At 72.4% G+C, this 15630-nt stretch carries 13 protein-coding genes; 6 read left to right on the forward strand and 7 right to left on the reverse strand.

Translation table 11 applies throughout. The features are described from left to right. Nucleotides 1-35: 35 nt before the first annotated feature. On the reverse strand, nt 36-329 hold the full coding sequence (locus ACIA8Q_RS04010) for a hypothetical protein (RefSeq protein ID WP_360214002.1): 294 nt from the start codon (nt 327-329) through the stop codon (nt 36-38). 159 nt (nt 330-488) lie between these two features. On the opposite strand from ACIA8Q_RS04010, the gene ACIA8Q_RS04015 reads away from it, so the two are divergent. Then, a complete protein-coding gene (locus ACIA8Q_RS04015; RefSeq protein WP_360214004.1) occupies nt 489-797 on the forward strand; it encodes a hypothetical protein in 309 nt (102 codons plus the stop codon). Between the two features lie 157 nt (nt 798-954). Here the strand turns inward: ACIA8Q_RS04015 and ACIA8Q_RS04020 are convergent, their stop codons facing one another. The 5 genes from ACIA8Q_RS04020 to ACIA8Q_RS04040 all read right to left on the reverse strand — a co-directional run bounded on the left by ACIA8Q_RS04020 (nt 955) and on the right by ACIA8Q_RS04040 (nt 7869). Then, nucleotides 955-2160 (reverse strand): XdhC/CoxI family protein, encoded by a 1206-nt coding sequence (locus ACIA8Q_RS04020; protein WP_360214006.1) that lies wholly within the window; start codon nt 2158-2160, stop codon nt 955-957. Nucleotides 2161-2337: 177 nt separating this feature from the next. Further along, a complete protein-coding gene (locus tag ACIA8Q_RS04025) occupies nt 2338-3828 on the reverse strand; it encodes an NCS2 family permease (protein ID WP_396316719.1) in 1491 nt (496 codons plus the stop codon). Between the two features lie 305 nt (nt 3829-4133). Beyond that, the gene (gene pucD / locus ACIA8Q_RS04030) at nt 4134-6500 is read right to left on the reverse strand and encodes a xanthine dehydrogenase subunit D (protein ID WP_360214008.1); all 2367 of its coding nucleotides are present in this window, start codon (nt 6498-6500) and stop codon (nt 4134-4136) included. Continuing rightward, entirely contained in the window at nt 6497-6985 is a 489-nt protein-coding gene (locus ACIA8Q_RS04035; protein ID WP_360214010.1) for a (2Fe-2S)-binding protein, read from the reverse strand. The genes pucD and ACIA8Q_RS04035 overlap by 4 nt, the downstream gene beginning before the upstream one ends. Then, nucleotides 6982-7869, reverse strand: coding sequence for an FAD binding domain-containing protein (locus ACIA8Q_RS04040; protein WP_360214012.1), 888 nt, complete (start codon nt 7867-7869; stop codon nt 6982-6984). Before ACIA8Q_RS04040 ends, ACIA8Q_RS04035 begins: the two co-directional genes overlap by 4 nt. Before the next feature lie 425 nt (nt 7870-8294). Here ACIA8Q_RS04040 and ACIA8Q_RS04045 point away from each other — a divergent pair, with 425 nt between their 5' ends. Then, nucleotides 8295-9887: a helix-turn-helix domain-containing protein gene (locus tag ACIA8Q_RS04045; RefSeq protein ID WP_360214014.1), complete on the forward strand. Its 1593-nt coding sequence runs from the start codon at nt 8295-8297 to the stop codon at nt 9885-9887. Nucleotides 9888-10082: 195 nt separating this feature from the next. Here ACIA8Q_RS04045 and ACIA8Q_RS04050 read toward each other — a convergent pair whose 3' ends face one another. After that, nucleotides 10083-11228: an alpha/beta hydrolase-fold protein gene (locus ACIA8Q_RS04050; protein ID WP_360214016.1), complete on the reverse strand. Its 1146-nt coding sequence runs from the start codon at nt 11226-11228 to the stop codon at nt 10083-10085. A gap of 310 nt (nt 11229-11538) precedes the next feature. Here ACIA8Q_RS04050 and ACIA8Q_RS04055 point away from each other — a divergent pair, with 310 nt between their 5' ends. Genes ACIA8Q_RS04055 through ACIA8Q_RS04070 form a run of 4 tightly spaced genes read left to right on the forward strand, consistent with a single transcriptional unit; the run spans nt 11539 to nt 15504 of the window. Continuing rightward, nucleotides 11539-12558, forward strand: a complete 1020-nt coding sequence (locus tag ACIA8Q_RS04055; protein ID WP_360214018.1) for a substrate-binding domain-containing protein — start codon at nt 11539-11541, stop codon at nt 12556-12558. Continuing rightward, nucleotides 12555-13586, forward strand: a complete 1032-nt coding sequence (locus ACIA8Q_RS04060) for an ABC transporter permease (protein ID WP_360214020.1) — start codon at nt 12555-12557, stop codon at nt 13584-13586. The genes ACIA8Q_RS04055 and ACIA8Q_RS04060 overlap by 4 nt, the downstream gene beginning before the upstream one ends. Further along, the gene (locus ACIA8Q_RS04065; protein WP_396316720.1) at nt 13583-14398 is read left to right on the forward strand and encodes an ATP-binding cassette domain-containing protein; all 816 of its coding nucleotides are present in this window, start codon (nt 13583-13585) and stop codon (nt 14396-14398) included. The genes ACIA8Q_RS04060 and ACIA8Q_RS04065 overlap by 4 nt, the downstream gene beginning before the upstream one ends. Further along, nucleotides 14395-15504, forward strand: a complete 1110-nt coding sequence (locus ACIA8Q_RS04070; RefSeq protein WP_387897258.1) for an ROK family glucokinase — start codon at nt 14395-14397, stop codon at nt 15502-15504. The genes ACIA8Q_RS04065 and ACIA8Q_RS04070 overlap by 4 nt, the downstream gene beginning before the upstream one ends. Nucleotides 15505-15630: the final 126 nt, after the last annotated feature.

The following is a 15630-nucleotide window of genomic DNA, read 5'->3' on the forward strand; positions in this document are numbered from 1 at the left end:
GCCGCCCGCCCGTCGTACCCCGCCGGACGCCCCGCTCAGCGGCCGAGCCGGGAGAGCCCCTCGCGCAGTTCCCGGGCGTTCATGCAGAGGTGCACGTCGATGTCGGCGTTCATCTCGAGCCAGAACGGTTCGCAGATGGACGGCAGCGCCGCCTCGTCGGGGACGTCCACGACGATGATCTGGCAGCGGCGTCCGTTGCGGGCGAAGAAGTAGGCCGCCTCCGGCTTGAGGTTCCCGAGGAGCCGTTCGAACTTCTCGCCGATCGAGCCGTCGGCGATGAGCCTGTTGGACGTCTCGGTGTCGATCTCGATCTCCAGCAGCGCGCGCATGACGCCGCTCCTTCCCGGGGCTCGGGCGAGTCCGCAACTCCAGCGTCCCGCCGCGGCGGTGGGCACGCAACGTCACTCGGCCGGCCGCCCAGGACTGGCCGCGGTGACGGCGCCGGGGCTGCATGGGAATCGCCATTCCCGAGCGCACAGGAGCGACACATGGCGATCATCGTGCTCTTCGACATCCCCGGTGTCACCCAGGCCCAGTACGACGCCGCGATCTACCGGCTGACCGGCGGAAAGGGCCTCCACCAGCCCTCGGACCTGCCGGTCCCGGGCCTCCTCTCGCACGCGGCCGGGCCGACGGAGGACGGCTGGCACGTCACGGACGTGTGGGAGGCCCGCGGGGCGTTCATCCGGTTCAGCGAGGTGCTGATGCCGATCCTCGAGGAGGTGGGCATCCCGACCGTGCCGCCGCGGATCCTGGAGGCGCACGCGGTGGTCACCGCCCCCGTCCCGGAGGGCTGAGCCGGCCGGCGACCGCCGCCGCCGGGTCCGCAGCCGACCGCCGCACCCGCCCCCGGGCCGGCCTCCCGATCCCGACCGCGGCCCGGCCGTTACACCGGCTGCGGCCCCGACCGTGACACAGACACAGACCCAGACCCAGACCCCGACCGCGGTCCGCTCAGGCCGCGTGCGACGAGGCCCGGGTGAGGGCGGCGGGTGAGGGCGCGTCGGTGGCGGGGGCCTGCGCGGCGGCCTCGTGGTGGATCGGCCCGTCCCCGGCGCTCAGCGGCAGGCAGCTGCCGCCGCGCCGGTGGGCGACGATCTCGGCGGCGACGGAGACGGCCGTCTCCTCGGGTGTGCGGGCCCCGAGGTCGAGCCCGATGGGTGAGCGCAGCCGGCCGATCTCGGCCTCGGTGAGGCCGACCTCGCGCAGCCGCGTCTCGCGGTCCCGGTGGGTGCGGCGCGAGCCCATCGCGCCGACGTAGCCGACCTGCAGCCGCAGGGCGCGTTCCAGCAGCGGGATGTCGAACTTGGCGTCGTGGGTGAGCACGCAGAGCACGGTGCGCCCGTCGATCCGGTCGAGCTGGGAGTCGAGGTAGCGGTGCGGCCAGTCGACGACGACCTCGTCGGCGTCGGGGAAGCGCCGCCGGGTGGCGAAGACGGGGCGGGCGTCGCAGACGGTCACGTGGTAGCCGAGGAACTTGCCGATCCGCACGACGGCGGCGGCGAAGTCGATGGCGCCGAAGACGAGCATCCGCGGCGCGGGCACGTAGGACTCGACGAAGCAGGTGACGGTGCCCTGCTCGTGCTCGTCGCAGGGGCGGCCGTCCAGGCCGAGCACGATGCGCCCGGTGCGTCCGGCGTCGAGCATGGCGCGGGCCTCGGTGACGATCGCCCGCTCGAGCGCGCCGACGACGGTGGGGGCGGGGGAGAGGGCGCCGTGGTGGGTGTCGGCGGTGACGGCGACGGTGGCGCCGGCCAGTGCGCCGGGCCCGGCGATCACCCGGGCGAGCGCCACCGGGGTGCCGGAGGCGATGTAGGCGATGCCGGCGTCGAGTCCGGCGTCGGCCCCGGGGACGACCGGCTGGACGAAGACGTCGAGGATTCCGCCGCAGGTCAGGCCGACGGCGAAGGCGTCCTCGTCGCTGTAGCCGAAGCGTTCGAGCACCGGCTCGCCGGACTCGATGGCGGCCTGGCACAGCTCGTAGACGGCACCCTCGACGCAGCCGCCGGAGACGCTGCCGACCGCCTCGCCGGCGGCGTCCACGGCCAGTGCGGCGCCCGGGTCGCGCGGCGCGCTGCCCGAGACGCCGACGACGGTGGCGACGGCGAAGGAGCGCCCGGACGCGTGCCAGGCCTGCAGCTGCTCGGCGATGTCCTGCATGTCGGGGGCTCCTTGTCGGTCGGGGGCCGGCGGGCCGGCGGGCCGCGGGGTCGGGGTCGGGGGCCGTGGTTCGTGGGGGCGGACGGGGCGGACGGCGTGGAGGGCGTGGACGGGCGGCGGGGGCCGGTGCCGGAACGCCGCCGTACGGGAAACGATCCCGTACGGCGGCGGTGCCGCTTAGTGGGCCCCCAGCAGGGACTTGACCGGGGTGAGGGCGAAGTAGACCAGGAACACGACGGTGAGGATCCACATCAGCGCACTGGGCTCGCGCCACTTGCCGGTGCCGGCCTTGATGGTCACGTACGAGATGACGCCGGCGGCGACGCCCGCGGTGATGTTGTACGTGAACGGCATCAGGACGCAGGTGAGGAAGGCCGGGATGGCGACCTCGCGGTCCGACCAGTCGATGTGCCGGGCCTGGCTCATCATCATCGAGCCGATCACGACGAGGGCGGCGGAGGCGACCTCGACCGGGACGATGCCGGCGAGCGGGGAGAAGAACAGCATCAGGGCGAACATGGCGCCGGTGACGGTGGAGGCGAGGCCGGTGCGGGCGCCGTCGCCGACGCCGGTGGCGGACTCGACGAACACGGTCTGTCCGGACGCGCCGACCACACCGCCGACCGCGCCGCCGGCGCCGTCGATGAACAGCGCCTTGGACAGGCCGGGCATCCGGCCCTGCTTGTCCGCGAGGCCCGCCTCGGTGCCGACGCCGATGATGGTCGCCATCGCGTCGAAGAAGCCGGCCAGGACGAGGGCGAAGACCGCGACCGAGGCGCTGATGGCGCCCATGCCCTGGCTGCCGAAGGCACCGAAGAGGTCGACCTTGCCGAAGAGTCCGAAGTCGGGGGCCGCGATCGGGCTGCCGGGCCACTCGGGGACGGAGCTGGCCCAGGTGTGCTCGGGCAGCGTGACGGTGGCGTTGACGACGAAGGCCACCACGGTGCCGCCGGCGATGCCGATCAGGATGGCGCCGCGCACCTTGCGGGCGAGCAGCACGAAGATGGTCAGCAGGGTGATCGCGAAGACCAGGACGGGCCAGCCGACGAGTTCGCCCTTGGGGCCGAGCGAGACGGGCGGGCCGAACGGGTCCGGGCCGTGGTGGATGAAGCCGGACTTCACGAGGCCGATCAGGGCGACGAACAGGCCGATGCCGATGGTGATGGCGTGCTTGAGCGGCAGGGGTATCGCGTCCATGATCTTCTGCCGGAGGCCGGAGACGACCAGCAGGACGATCAGGAGGCCGTAGACCACGCACAGGCCCATGGCCTGGGGCCAGGTGGTGTTGGGGACCACGATCGCGGAGACGGCGCCGGAGACGGAGAGGCCGGCCGCGAGCGCGAGCGGCACGTTGCCGATCACGCCCATCAGGATGGTGGTGACGGCGGCGGCCAGCGCGGTGGCGGTGGTCAGCTGCGCGTGGTCGAGCTTGAAGCCGGTCTTGTCGGCGCCGCCGAGCAGGATCGGGTTGAGCAGGATGATGTACGCCATCGCCATGAAGGTGGTGAGGCCACCCCGCAGCTCGTTGGCGAGCGTCGATCCCCGGGCCGAGATCTTGAAGTACGAGTCCAGCGCGTTCTTCGGTCGTGCTTCCGGGGACGGCGCTGTGGCGTCGTCCTCGGCGGGTCTTTCTTCGGTGGTGCCGGCTTCCGTGGGGATCCGGGTCATGTCCACTCCCAAGTGTCAAAGGGGGTTGGGGTGGGCGAGCCGACCTGATCGCCAGTCAACGAGGTTGGCGCAGGGGGACTGTTCGACTCACTGGGCGCACACTGTGGCGGTGCCTGCGGTGCGTAGGTGGTGCGCACCGCTGCAGAACCCCGGCGTGGGAGAGGCAGCGGGATGGGGCTTACGCGTGTCGGCTGGTGGTGCATGGGGGTGCCTGTACTGCGTGGTGGGTGATGCCGTGTGGGGTTGTGCTGCCCCGGGGCGGCGGGGAAGACGGTCGCCGCCCCGGGGAGGTCGTGGTCCCGCGGTCAGCCGGGCTGTTCGGTGGTCAGGTGCTCGGGCCGGACGGGGATCCGGGTGAGCGCGAGGCCGGTGGCGTTGCGGATGGCGGCCACGATCGACGGCGTCGCCGACACGGTCGGGGCCTCGCCGACGCCGCGCAGCCCGTACGGGGCGTGCGGGTCGGGCAGTTCGAGGATCTCCACCGGGATCGGCGGGGTGTCGAGGATGGTGGGGATCAGGTAGTCGGTGAAGGAGGCGTTGCGCACCTTCCCGTCCCGCACAATGATCTCCTCCATCACGGCGAGGCCGAGCGCCTGGGTGCAGCCGCCCTGGATCTGGCCGACGACGGAGAGCGGGTTGAGCGCCTTGCCGACGTCCTGGACGGCGGTGAGCTCGACCACCTTGACCAGGCCGAGGTCGACGTCCACGTCCACCACCGCGCGGTTGGCGCAGAAGGTGTACTGGACGTGGCCGAAGCCCTGGCCGGTCTCCTTGTCGAACGGGACGGTGGGGCGGTGGTGGTGCTCGCGGGTCAGGTCGATGGCCTCGTCGCCGAGCAGGTCGACCATGGAGACCAGCGCGCCGGAGCCCGCCGAGACGACCTTGCCGCCGTTGAGCGTGATGTCGTCGTGGGTCCAGCCGTAGCGGCGGCGGCCCTTCTCGATCAGCGCCCGCTTGACGGCCTCGGCGGCCAGCTTCACCGCGCCGCCGGTCATGTACGTCTGGCGGGAGGCGGAGGTCGAACCGGCCGATCCGACCTCGGTGTTGGCCGGGTGGATGGTGACCAGCTCGACGCCCAGCTCGGTGCGGGCGATCTGCGCGTGCACGGTGACGCCGCCCTGGCCGACCTCGGCCATCGCGGTGTGCACCATGGCGACCGGCTCGCCGCCGATGACCTCCAGGCGCACCCGGGCGGTGGAGTAGTCGTCGAAGCCCTCGGAGAAGCCGACGTTCTTGATGCCGACCGAGTAGCCGACACCGCGCACGATGCCCTCGCCGTGCGAGGTGTTGGACAGCGCGCCGGGCAGCTGGCGCACGTCCAGGTGCTCGGTGTCCAGCGGCGGCGGCAGCGGCATGTCCTTGACGCGGCGCAGCAGTTCGGCGACCGGGGCCGGCGAGTCGATCTGCTGGCCGGTGGGCATGTGGTCGCCCTCCGACATCGCGTTGAGCTGCCGGAGCTCGACCGGGTCCATGCCGAGCGCGGCGGCCAGCTTGTCCATCTGCGTCTCGTAGCCGAAGGCGGCCTGGACGGCGCCGAAGCCGCGCATGGCGCCGCAGGAGGGGTTGTTGCTGTACAGCGCGATGGCGTGCATCTTGACGTTCGGGATCACGTACGGGCCGTGTCCGAGCGAGGCCGCGTTGCCGACGACGGCGGGCGAGGCGGAGGCGTACGCGCCGCCGTCCAGCACGATCCGGCAGTCGGCGTAGACCAGCTTGCCGTCGCGGGTGGCGCCGTGCTCGTAGTGCATCTTCGCCGGGTGGCGGTGCACGTGGCCGAAGAAGGACTCGTCGCGGGCGTAGACGATCTTCACCGGCTTGCCGGTGTGCTGGGCCAGCAGGCAGGCGTGGATCTGCATCGACAGGTCCTCGCGGCCGCCGAAGGCGCCGCCGACGCCGGCCAGGGTGAGCCGGACCTTCTCCTCGGGCAGGTCGAGTACCGGGGCCATCTGCTGGCGGTCGACGTGCAGCCACTGGGTGGCGATGTACAGGTCGATGCCGCCGTCCTCGGCGGGCACCGCGAGGCCGGACTCGGGGCCGAGGAAGGCCTGGTCCTGCATGCCGACCTCGTAGTCGCCGCTGACGACGACGTCCGCGAGCGCGCGCACCTCGTCGGTGACGCCGAGGCCGGAGACCAGCTTCTGCTCGTGGCAGATGTTGCCGTACCCGTGCGACTTGTACTCGTGCGGCTCGTGCACGTAGCCGTGGGTCTCGGGGTCGAGGCACTGCTCCTCGGTGACGATCGGGGTGAGCACCTCGTACTCGACCTTGATCTTCTTCACCGCGCGGCGGGCCGTCTCAGGGTGGTCGGCCGCGACCAGCGCGATCGCCTCGCCGTGGTAGCGGACCTTGTCGATGGCCAGCGCCGGCTGGTCCTGGATCTCCAGGCCGTAGTACTTCGAGCCGGGGATGTCCCGGTGGGTGAGCACCGCGTAGACGCCGGGCACCTTGAGCGCCTCGGAGATGTCGACGGAGAGGATGTTGGCGCGGGGGTGCGGCGAGCGCAGCGCCATACCCCAGAGCATGTCCTCGTGCCACATGTCGGACGAGTACGCGAACTCGCCCTTGACCTTCAGGTTGCCGTCCGGGCGCAGCGGCGAGCCGCCGATGCCGTCCTTGGACGCCTGGTCGATGTTCTGGAGGTTCTTCTGTCCCTGGATGGTGCGCGTGCTCATGCGGACTCCGCCTCCCCGGCGCACTTGCGGGCGGACGCCAGCCGCACCGCGTCCATGATCTTCTCGTAGCCCGTGCAGCGGCAGAGGTTGCCCGACAGCGCCTCGCGGATGTCGTTGTCGCTCGGCTGGGCGTCCCGCTCCAGCAGTGCGTCGGTCTGCACCAGCAGGCCGGGGGTGCAGAAGCCGCACTGCACGGCGCCGGCGTCGATGAACGCCTGCTGGACGAGGCCCAGCTCGCCGTCCTCCTCGGCCAGGCCCTCGACGGTGCGCACCTCGCGGTCCTGCACCTGGCCGGCCGCGACCAGGCAGGAGCAGACCGGCACGCCGTCCAGGTAGACGGTGCAGGAGCCGCACTCGCCCTGCTCGCAGGCGTTCTTCGAGCCGGGCAGGCCGACCCGCTCGCGCAGCACGTACAGGAGGCTCTCGCCCTCCCAGACGTCGTCCGCCTCGACCGGCTTGCCGTTGGCGGTGAAAGTGACCCTCATGCCGCGCTCCTGATCTGCTTGCTGTAGTCGTTCCAACACCAGGTGAGGGTGCGGCGGGCCATCACGGCCAGGGAGTGGCGCCGGTACTCGGCGGTGCCGCGGACGTCGTCGATCGGCGAGGCCGCGGCCTTCACCAGCTCGCCGAAGCGCTGGATCACCTCGGTGCCCAGCAGGCCGCCGGACTCCCAGAGGCCGCGCTCGGCGAGCACGCCCTGCAGGTACTCCTCGGCCTCGACGGCGCGGCGCGGCGTGGGGGCGGCCGAACCGATGCCGGTGCCGACCGTGCCGTTCTTGGGGTGGAGGGCGAAGCCGAAGGCGCAGACCGCGATCACCATGGCGTTGCGGGTGCCGATCTTCGAGAACTGCTGCGGGCCGTCCGCGACCGGGATGTGCACGGCCCGGATCAGCTCGTCCGCCTCCAGGCTGTTGCGCTTCACCCCGACGTAGAACTCGTCGATCGGGATCATCCGGGTCCCGCGCACCGAGGCCGCCTCGACGAACACGTCGCGGCCGGCCGCCAGCAGCGCGGGGTGCGCGTCACCGGCGGGGGAGGCGCCGCCGAGGTTGCCGCCGACGCCGCCGCGGTTGCGGATCTGCGGCGAACCGACGGTGTGGGCCGCCAGCGCCAGCCCGGGCAGCGGCCCGGACAGCTCGTCGATGATCCGGGCGTAGGGGACCGAGGCGCCGAGCTTGACGACGCTGCCGTCGTTCGACCATTCGGTCAGCTCGGTGACGCGGTTCAGGTCGAGAATCGCGGATGGCCGGTGCACGTCGAAGTTCATCTCGACCATGACGTCCGTACCGCCCGAGATGGGCAGCGCGGTCGGGTACTCAGCCTTCGCCGCGAGTGCCTCGTCCCAGGTAGCGGGCCGAAGGAACTCCATGCGGGTGTCTCCTCAAGTCGTCGCCTGCCGAACGGGTGGGCACAGTGCCCGGAACTCGGTGTTCGGACCTCGCTAACCGCTTCGTCGCCTCCGCGTCGGGCCCCGGTCACCGGGTTGTGTCCGGCGGCGTGTCGCCCAGTGAACCGCTGTGACGGGGCCCACTGGCAGTCACCGATGGCATGAAGCCCCGGCTGTGCTCCAGCCCGGCATCCTGTACGTTCCTCTAAGGAGCGCAATTCCGCAGCCCAGGTGTTCACCGGGTGCTACCTACGACCGTAATCCGGTCGTGATTCGCAAGCTACGGGCCCGTGATCCGGCGGCCCGGTGGTACGTAACGCCGAGCACGGATGTTCGGGCACACTGTGACCCCCGGCAGCGTGCCCGGGCCCCCACCCTCACCCCCCCAGCCCGTTAGGAGTCCGCGGATGCGTGTCCGTGACCTGCTCGCCCCCGGCGCCCCGCGACTGCGCCTGCTCGCGGCGGAGGACGAGCTGGACCGGCAGGTCAGCGGCGTGATGACCACGGACCTGCACGACCCCGGGCGCTACCTGCACGGCGGCGAGCTGGTGCTCACCGGCATGCTCTGGCGCACCGGCCCGGCCGACTCCGAGCGGTTCGTGCGCACCATCGTGGCCGGCGGAGCCGTCGCCCTGGCGGCCGGCGAGGCCGAGGTCGGCCCGGTGCCCGAGGACCTGGTCGAGGCCTGTCGACGGCACCGGATGCCCCTGTTGGCGGTACCGGACGACATCGCCTTCGGCACCGTCACCGAGTTCATCGGCCGCCAGGTGTCGGCCGACCGGGCCGCCGACCTCGCGGCCCTCGTCGACCGGCACCGCCTGCTGGTCTCGGCGGCCGGCGGCGGCGGCCTGGACGCCGTGCTGGACCTGCTCGGCGGCGACCTCGACCTCGACTGCTGGGTGCTCACCCCCACCGGCGCGGTGATCGCCGGCCCCGCCGACCGGCTGTCCGCCGAGGACCGCGACCAGCTGGTGCGCGCCCACCTGGGCGCGCAGCGCCAGCGCCGCCGCCCCCCGCACCGGGCCCGGCTGGCCGGCGGCTCCTACTCGCTGCTGCCCGCCGCGGCCTCGGCCGAGCAGGACGCGCCGCTGGCCGACTGGATGCTCGCCGTCGCCGGCGACGTCACCGAGTGGACCACCAAGCGCCAGCAGCTGGCCGAGAACCTGGCCCGGCTGGTCGCCGCCGAGCGCCAGCGCCGCGACGAGGGCCGCCGGCTGCGCCGCCGGCTCGCCGACGAACTGCTGGACCGGCTGCAGCGCGACGCGGATCCGGCGGAGATCAGCCGCGCCCTGTACGCCTCCTCGGCGATGGCCGCCCGCTACGAGAGCCCCGAGCCCAGGGCCCAGGTCCAGGACGGCTCCTGGCTGGTGGTCAGCGCCGAGGGCACCGGTCTGCCGGAGGGCATGGTGCGCGCGGTGCTGGAGGAGGCCCTCGGCGGCACCAGCGACCGCGCGCTGATCGCCGGGGCCGGCACCGGCGCCGTGGTGGTCCTGCCCGCCCTGGACGCCGCGGTGCCCGCCGACACCCTGCGCGAGCTGCTGGCCCCGCTGGAGGCCGGACTCGGTTCGGAGGGCCGGATCACCCTCGGCGTCTCGGCCCCCGCGGCCGAGGCCGGCGGCCTGCGCGGCGCCCTGGAGGAGGCCCGGCACGCTCGCCGGATCGCCGCCGCCCGGGTCGGCCGGGTCTGCGTGGCGGGCCCGGAGGAGCTGGCCTCGCACGTGCTGCTGCTGGCGGCCGTTCCGGACGAGGTCCGCCGGGCCTTCCGCAGCCGGCTGCTGGACAAGGTCATCGCGTACGACATCGAGCACCAGGCGGACCTGGTCCGCACCCTGGAGGCGTTCCTGCGTTCGGACGGCTCCTGGACGCGCTGCGCCGCCCAGCTGCACGTCCACGTGAACACCCTGCGCTACCGGATCGGCCGGATCGAGGAGCTGACCGGGCGTGACCTGTCCCGGCTGGAGGACCGGGTGGACTTCTACCTGGCGCTCGAACTGGCCTGACGGCTCCCCGGGCCCGCGCGGCGTCCACGACATCCGTGCCCTCCGGCGGGCCCGTGGCCTCCGGCGGGTCCGCGGTGCCTGGGATCCGGATCGCCGTCCGGCCTCCGGCGGCGCCGTCGCCTCCGGCGGGTCCGGGAACGCCGCAGGGCCCGCCGCGGTGTTCGCGGCGGGCCCTGCCGGGTGCTCAGGGGGCGGTCACTGCACCGGGATGACCCCGGTCAGCCACTCGAAGGCGCTGGGCACCATGCCCTTCCACAGCTCGGTGGAGTGCGGGCCCGGGGTCTCCTGGATCTGGACCTTGGTCGGCTCCTTGGCCGCGGCCTGGATCGCCTGGGCGTCCTCCAGGCCGTCGCCCTTCTTGCCGCTGATGAAGAGGGAGACCTTCGGCGGGGTCTGGGCGGCCTTCAGGATGTTGACCGGGTTGTTCGCCTCGCGCAGCTTCGGGTCCTTGCCCACCAGCGAGTCGCCCTCGGAGGCCGGGTCGTTGTAGCCGGACATCGAGACGGCGGCGCGGTAGCGGTTGGGGTGGGCCAGGGACAGCTTGGCCGCGCAGTGGGCGCCGGCCGAGTAGCCGGCGATCGCCCAGCGGTCGGCGGACGGGTCGGCGCGGAAGTTGTCCAGGACCATCTGCGGCACGTCGCGGGTGAGCCAGGCGTCGGCGTTGACCTTGCCGGGGATGTCGGTGCAGCCGGCGTCCTGGTGGTTGCCGAGCAGCAGGGTGCGCGGTGAGACCAGGATGAACGGGGCGACCTTGCCCTGCTGCATCAGCGGCTTGAGCTGCTCGGAGACCTTGAGGGTGCCGTACCAGGTGGAGGAGGAGCCGGGGTAGCCGGGGATCAGCTCGACGACCGGGAACTTCTTGTCCTTGAACGCCGGGTCGTTGTACTGCGGCGGCAGCCAGACCAGCACCTCGCCGTCGACGCCGGACACCTGGCCCTTGAGCTCGGTCTTCTGGACGTCGCCGGGCACCGCCGGGTCGTTGACGCCGCCGAACTTCTGGGCGACCTTCGGCGGCTGCTTGGCGGCGTCGCCGCTGTTCTGGCCGCCGCTCTGGCCGGCGGGGGCGCCCGGCTCGGCCGGCGGGACGGAGGGCACGGCCCGGACGTGGTCACCGGTGCCGAGGAGGTCGTCCCAGCTGCCGTAGATGAGGTTGGCGTTGTTGACCATGACGAAGACCATCAGCACGGCCGTGACCTGGCAGAACATGATCATGACGAGCCTGGACAGGATCCGCACCGGGTTCGGTCCGGGGACCTTTCCCCAGAAGAGCAACGCCACCGCGATGGACACCGGCACCAGGATGACGGTGAGGACGAAGAATGGCGTACCTGTCAGTTGCATCGAGTTCTCGTATCCGGGTCGCTGGCCGTCCGGACCCCACTCGCCCGGACGCACTCCAATGGCATTGGACGGCAGTGAACCGATGATCGGTTGCCGTCCGAATCTGTGCGGAACCTGAGAGGAACATCACGTCTCCGTGCTGAACCTGCGGTGGGTCGGCGTTGTCGGCGCCACCCGGACGGCGGTCGTCCGGACGAGATGTCCAGCGAACTTCCAGGAAGGTCCCCCGAGGCACCTTACCTCCCGTGCCGTGCACCCCGCCGGGCGAGGCGGTGCGATCACGCGGCGGGCGGCCAGAGAGGATAGGGGGATGAGCACAACCCGCTTTCGCCCGTCCCGCCGCATCTGGCCCGTGTGCGCCGTCCTGGCACTCGCGGTCACCGCGGCCGGTTGCAGCAGTACCGGAGGCAGACGCGCCGAGGAGGCCCGCGCCAAGGCGGCGGCCGCCGCCGGCAGCGCCGTCACCACCCCGCGCTGGAAGGTCGCCATGGTGACCCACGCCGGAGCCGGCGACGCCTTCTGGGACAGCGTGCGCAAGGGCGCCGAGCAGGCCGCCGCCAAGGACAACATCACCTTCCTGTACTCCAACGACGCGCAGACCCAGAACCAGGTCCAGCTCGTCCAGGCGGCCATCGACCAGAAGGTCGACGGCCTGCTGGTCACCCTCGCCAAGGGCGACGCGATGGCCGACGTCCTCGGCAAGGCCAGGGCCGCCGGCATCCCCGTGATCACCATCAACTCCGGCCAGGAGTTCTCCGCGAAGTTCGGCGCTCTCACCCACATCGGCCAGGACGAGTCCACCGCCGGCCAGGCCGCCGGCACCGAGCTGGCCGGCCGCGGCCGCAAGAACGTGCTCTGCGTCATCCACGAGCAGGGCAACGTCGGCCAGGAGCAGCGCTGCGCCGGCGCCCAGGCCAAGGCCGGCGGCACCTTCCAGGTGCTCTACGTCGACGGCGTCAACATGCCCGACGCCCGCGCCGCGATCTCCGCCAAGCTCCAGGCCGACCCGTCCGTCGACACCGTCCTGACCCTCTCCGGCCCGATGGCCGCCACCGGGCTGCAGGCGATCCAGGACGCCCGTCGCCCCGTCGAGCTGGACACCTTCGACCTCGGGCAGCAGGTCGTCGCCGGCCTCAAGTCCGGCAGCGTCGGCTTCGCCGTCGACCAGCAGCCCTACCTGCAGGGCTACGAGGGCGTCGACCTGCTCTGGCTCTACCGGAGCAACCTCGACATGCTCGGCGGCGGCAAGCCCGTCGCGACCGGACCGCAGATCCTGACCAGGGACGACGCCGACGCGCTCGCCGAGTACGTCGCGAGGGGGACGCGGTGACCGCCACCGACGTCCTCGCCCAGGACCGCCCGGCCGCGCTGCGCCGCCTGCTCGCCCGCCCCGAACTCGGCTCGCTGATCGCCGCCGTCGCGGTGTTCCTGGTCTTCGCCGCCGCGGCCGGGCCCTTCCTCCAGGTCTCCTCGCTGGGCACCGTGCTCTACGCGGCGTCCACCATCGGGATCATGGCCGTCCCGGTCTCGCTGCTGATGATCGGCGGCGAGTTCGACCTGTCGGCCGGCGTGCTGGTCACCACCGCCGCGCTGACCTCCTCGATGGTCTCCTACCAGTTCACCGCGGTGACCTGGGTCGGGGTGGCCGTCTCGCTCGCCGTCACGCTGGCGGTCGGCGGCTTCAACGGCTGGATGCTCGGCCGCACCCGGCTGCCCAGCTTCATCGTCACCCTCGGCACCTTCCTGATGCTGACCGGTGCCAACCTGGGCGTCACCAAGCTGGTATCCGGCACCGTCTCCACCAAGCCGATCTCCGACATGCAGGGCTTCGCCTCCTGCCGCTGGCTGTTCGCCTCCGAGGTCACCGTCGGCGGACTGACCGTCAAGGCCACCGTCTGGTGGTGGCTGGGCCTGCTCGCGGTCGGCACCTGGATCCTGCTGCGCACCCGCTTCGGGAACTGGATCTTCGCCGTCGGCGGTGACGCGGCCGCCGCCCGTGCGGTGGGCGTGCCGGTCGCCCGGACCAAGACGCTGCTCTACCTCGGCGTCGGCTTCGGCGCCTGGGTGCTCGGCCAGCACCTGCTGTTCTCCTTCGACACCGTGCAGTCCGGTGAGGGCGTCGGCAACGAGCTGATCTACATCGTCGCGGCCGTCATCGGCGGCTGCCTGATCACCGGCGGCTACGGCTCGGTGGTCGGCTCGGCGCTCGGCGCGCTGATCTTCGGCATGGTCAGCAAGGGGATCATCTACGCCCAGTGGAACCCGGACTGGTTCAAGTTCTTCCTCGGCGCGATGCTGCTGCTCGCCGCCCTGCTGAACGCCTACGTCAAGCGCCAGGCCGAACGGGGGCCGCGATGAGCAGCGAAGAACTCCTCGCGCTGGAGGGCGTCGGCAAGACCTACGGCACCGTCCGCGCCCTCCAGGACGTCTCGCTCACCCTGCACGCCGGCGAGATCAGCTGCGTGCTCGGCGACAACGGGGCCGGCAAGTCCACCCTGATCAAGATCATCGCCGGACTGCACCAGCACGACGAGGGCACCTACACCGTCGGCGGCGAGGAGGTCCGGCTCACCTCCCCGCGGCAGGCCCTGGACCTCGGCATCGCCACCGTCTACCAGGACCTCGCCGTCGTCCCGCTGATGCCCGTCTGGCGCAACTTCTTCCTCGGCTCCGAGCAGGGCCACCGCCGCTGGGGCGGGCTGCGCCTGGACGCCGAGAGCATGCGCGCCACCACCCGCGAGGCGCTCGCCCGGATGGGCGTCGACCTGCACGACGTCGACCGCCCGATCGGCACCCTCTCCGGCGGGCAGCGCCAGTGCGTGGCGATCGCCCGCGCCGTGCACTTCGGCGCCAGGGTGCTCATCCTGGACGAGCCGACCGCCGCGCTCGGCGTCAAGCAGTCCGGGGTGGTCCTCAAGTACGTCACCGCAGCCCGCGACGCCGGGCTCGGAGTCGTCCTGATCACCCACAACCCGCACCACGCGTACCTGGTCGGCGACCACTTCACCCTGCTCAAGCGGGGCCGGATGGCCGGCAGCCACCCGCGTGCCGCGATCGGCCTCGAACAGCTCACCACCGAGATGGCCGGCGGCTCCGACCTCGCCGAACTCTCGCACGAGCTGGCCCGCCCCGACCCCACCACCCCTCGTGAGGAGCGTCCGCAGCCGTGAACAGCCCCCAAGGCGGCACCCGGCCGGCCGTCCTGCCCACCCTGCTCGGCCTCGGCCCGCGGGCCGAGCGCCGCCGCCGTGCCCTGCCCGCCGGGATACTGCGGCTGCCCACCATCGGCGTCGACATCGGCGGCACCAAGGTGGTCGCCGGAGTGGTGGACGGCGAGGGCAACGTGCTGGAGAAGCTGCGCACCGACACCCCGGACAAGAGCAAGAGCCCCAAGGTCGTCGAGGACGTCATCGTCGACCTGGTGCTGGAGCTCGCCGACCGGCACGACGTCCACGCCGTCGGCATCGGCGCGGCCGGCTGGGTCGACGCCGAGCGCTCCACGGTGCTCTTCGCCCCGCACCTCAACTGGCGCGGCGAACCGCTCCAGCAGGCCCTCAGCGAGCGGCTGCGCTTCCCGGTGATCGTCGAGAACGACGCCAACGCCGCCGCCTGGGCCGAGTGGCGCTTCGGCGCCGGCCGCGGCGAGGACCACATGGTGATGCTCACCCTCGGCACCGGCATCGGCGGCGCCGTGGTGCGCGACGGCTACGTCGACCGCGGAAAGTACGGCCTGGCGGGGGAGTTCGGGCACATGCAGGTGCTGCCCGGCGGCCACCGCTGCCCGTGCGGCAACCGCGGCTGCTGGGAGCAGTACTCCTCCGGCAACGCGCTGGTGCGCGACGCCCGCGAGCTGGTCGCCGAGGAGTCCCCGGTGGTGCAGCCGCTGCTCGCCCGGGCCGGCGGCGCGGTCGAGGGCATCACCGGCCCGCTGGTCACCGAGGCCGCCCGGGCCGGGGACCCGACCGCCACCGAACTGCTCTACGAGGTCGGCACCTGGCTGGGCGTCGGCATCGCCAACCTGGCCGCCGCGCTCGACCCGGGCCGCTTCGTCATCGGCGGCGGCGTCTCCGAGGCCGGCGACCTGCTGCTGGGCCCGGCCCGGGACACCTTCCGCCGCACCCTCACCGGGCGCGGCTTCCGCCCGGAGGCCGCCATCGTGCACGCCGCCCTCGGCAACGAGGCGGGTCTGGTCGGCGCCGCCGACCTCGCCCGCCAGGTCGCCCGCCGCTTCCGCACGATCAAGCGGCGCCGGGTCGAGCGCAGCGCGTCGGGCTGACCGGTCCGGCGGACGGGTTTCGGCGAACAGATTTCAGCGAACAGATGACGTTATCTGTTCGCTGAAATCTGTCATCTGAACTCTGTCATCTGTTCCCTCTCCGCCCCTCTCCGCCCCTCTCTGCCT

Source organism: Kitasatospora sp. NPDC051705 (assembly GCF_044453265.1).
Lineage (GTDB): Bacteria > Actinomycetota > Actinomycetes > Streptomycetales > Streptomycetaceae > Kitasatospora.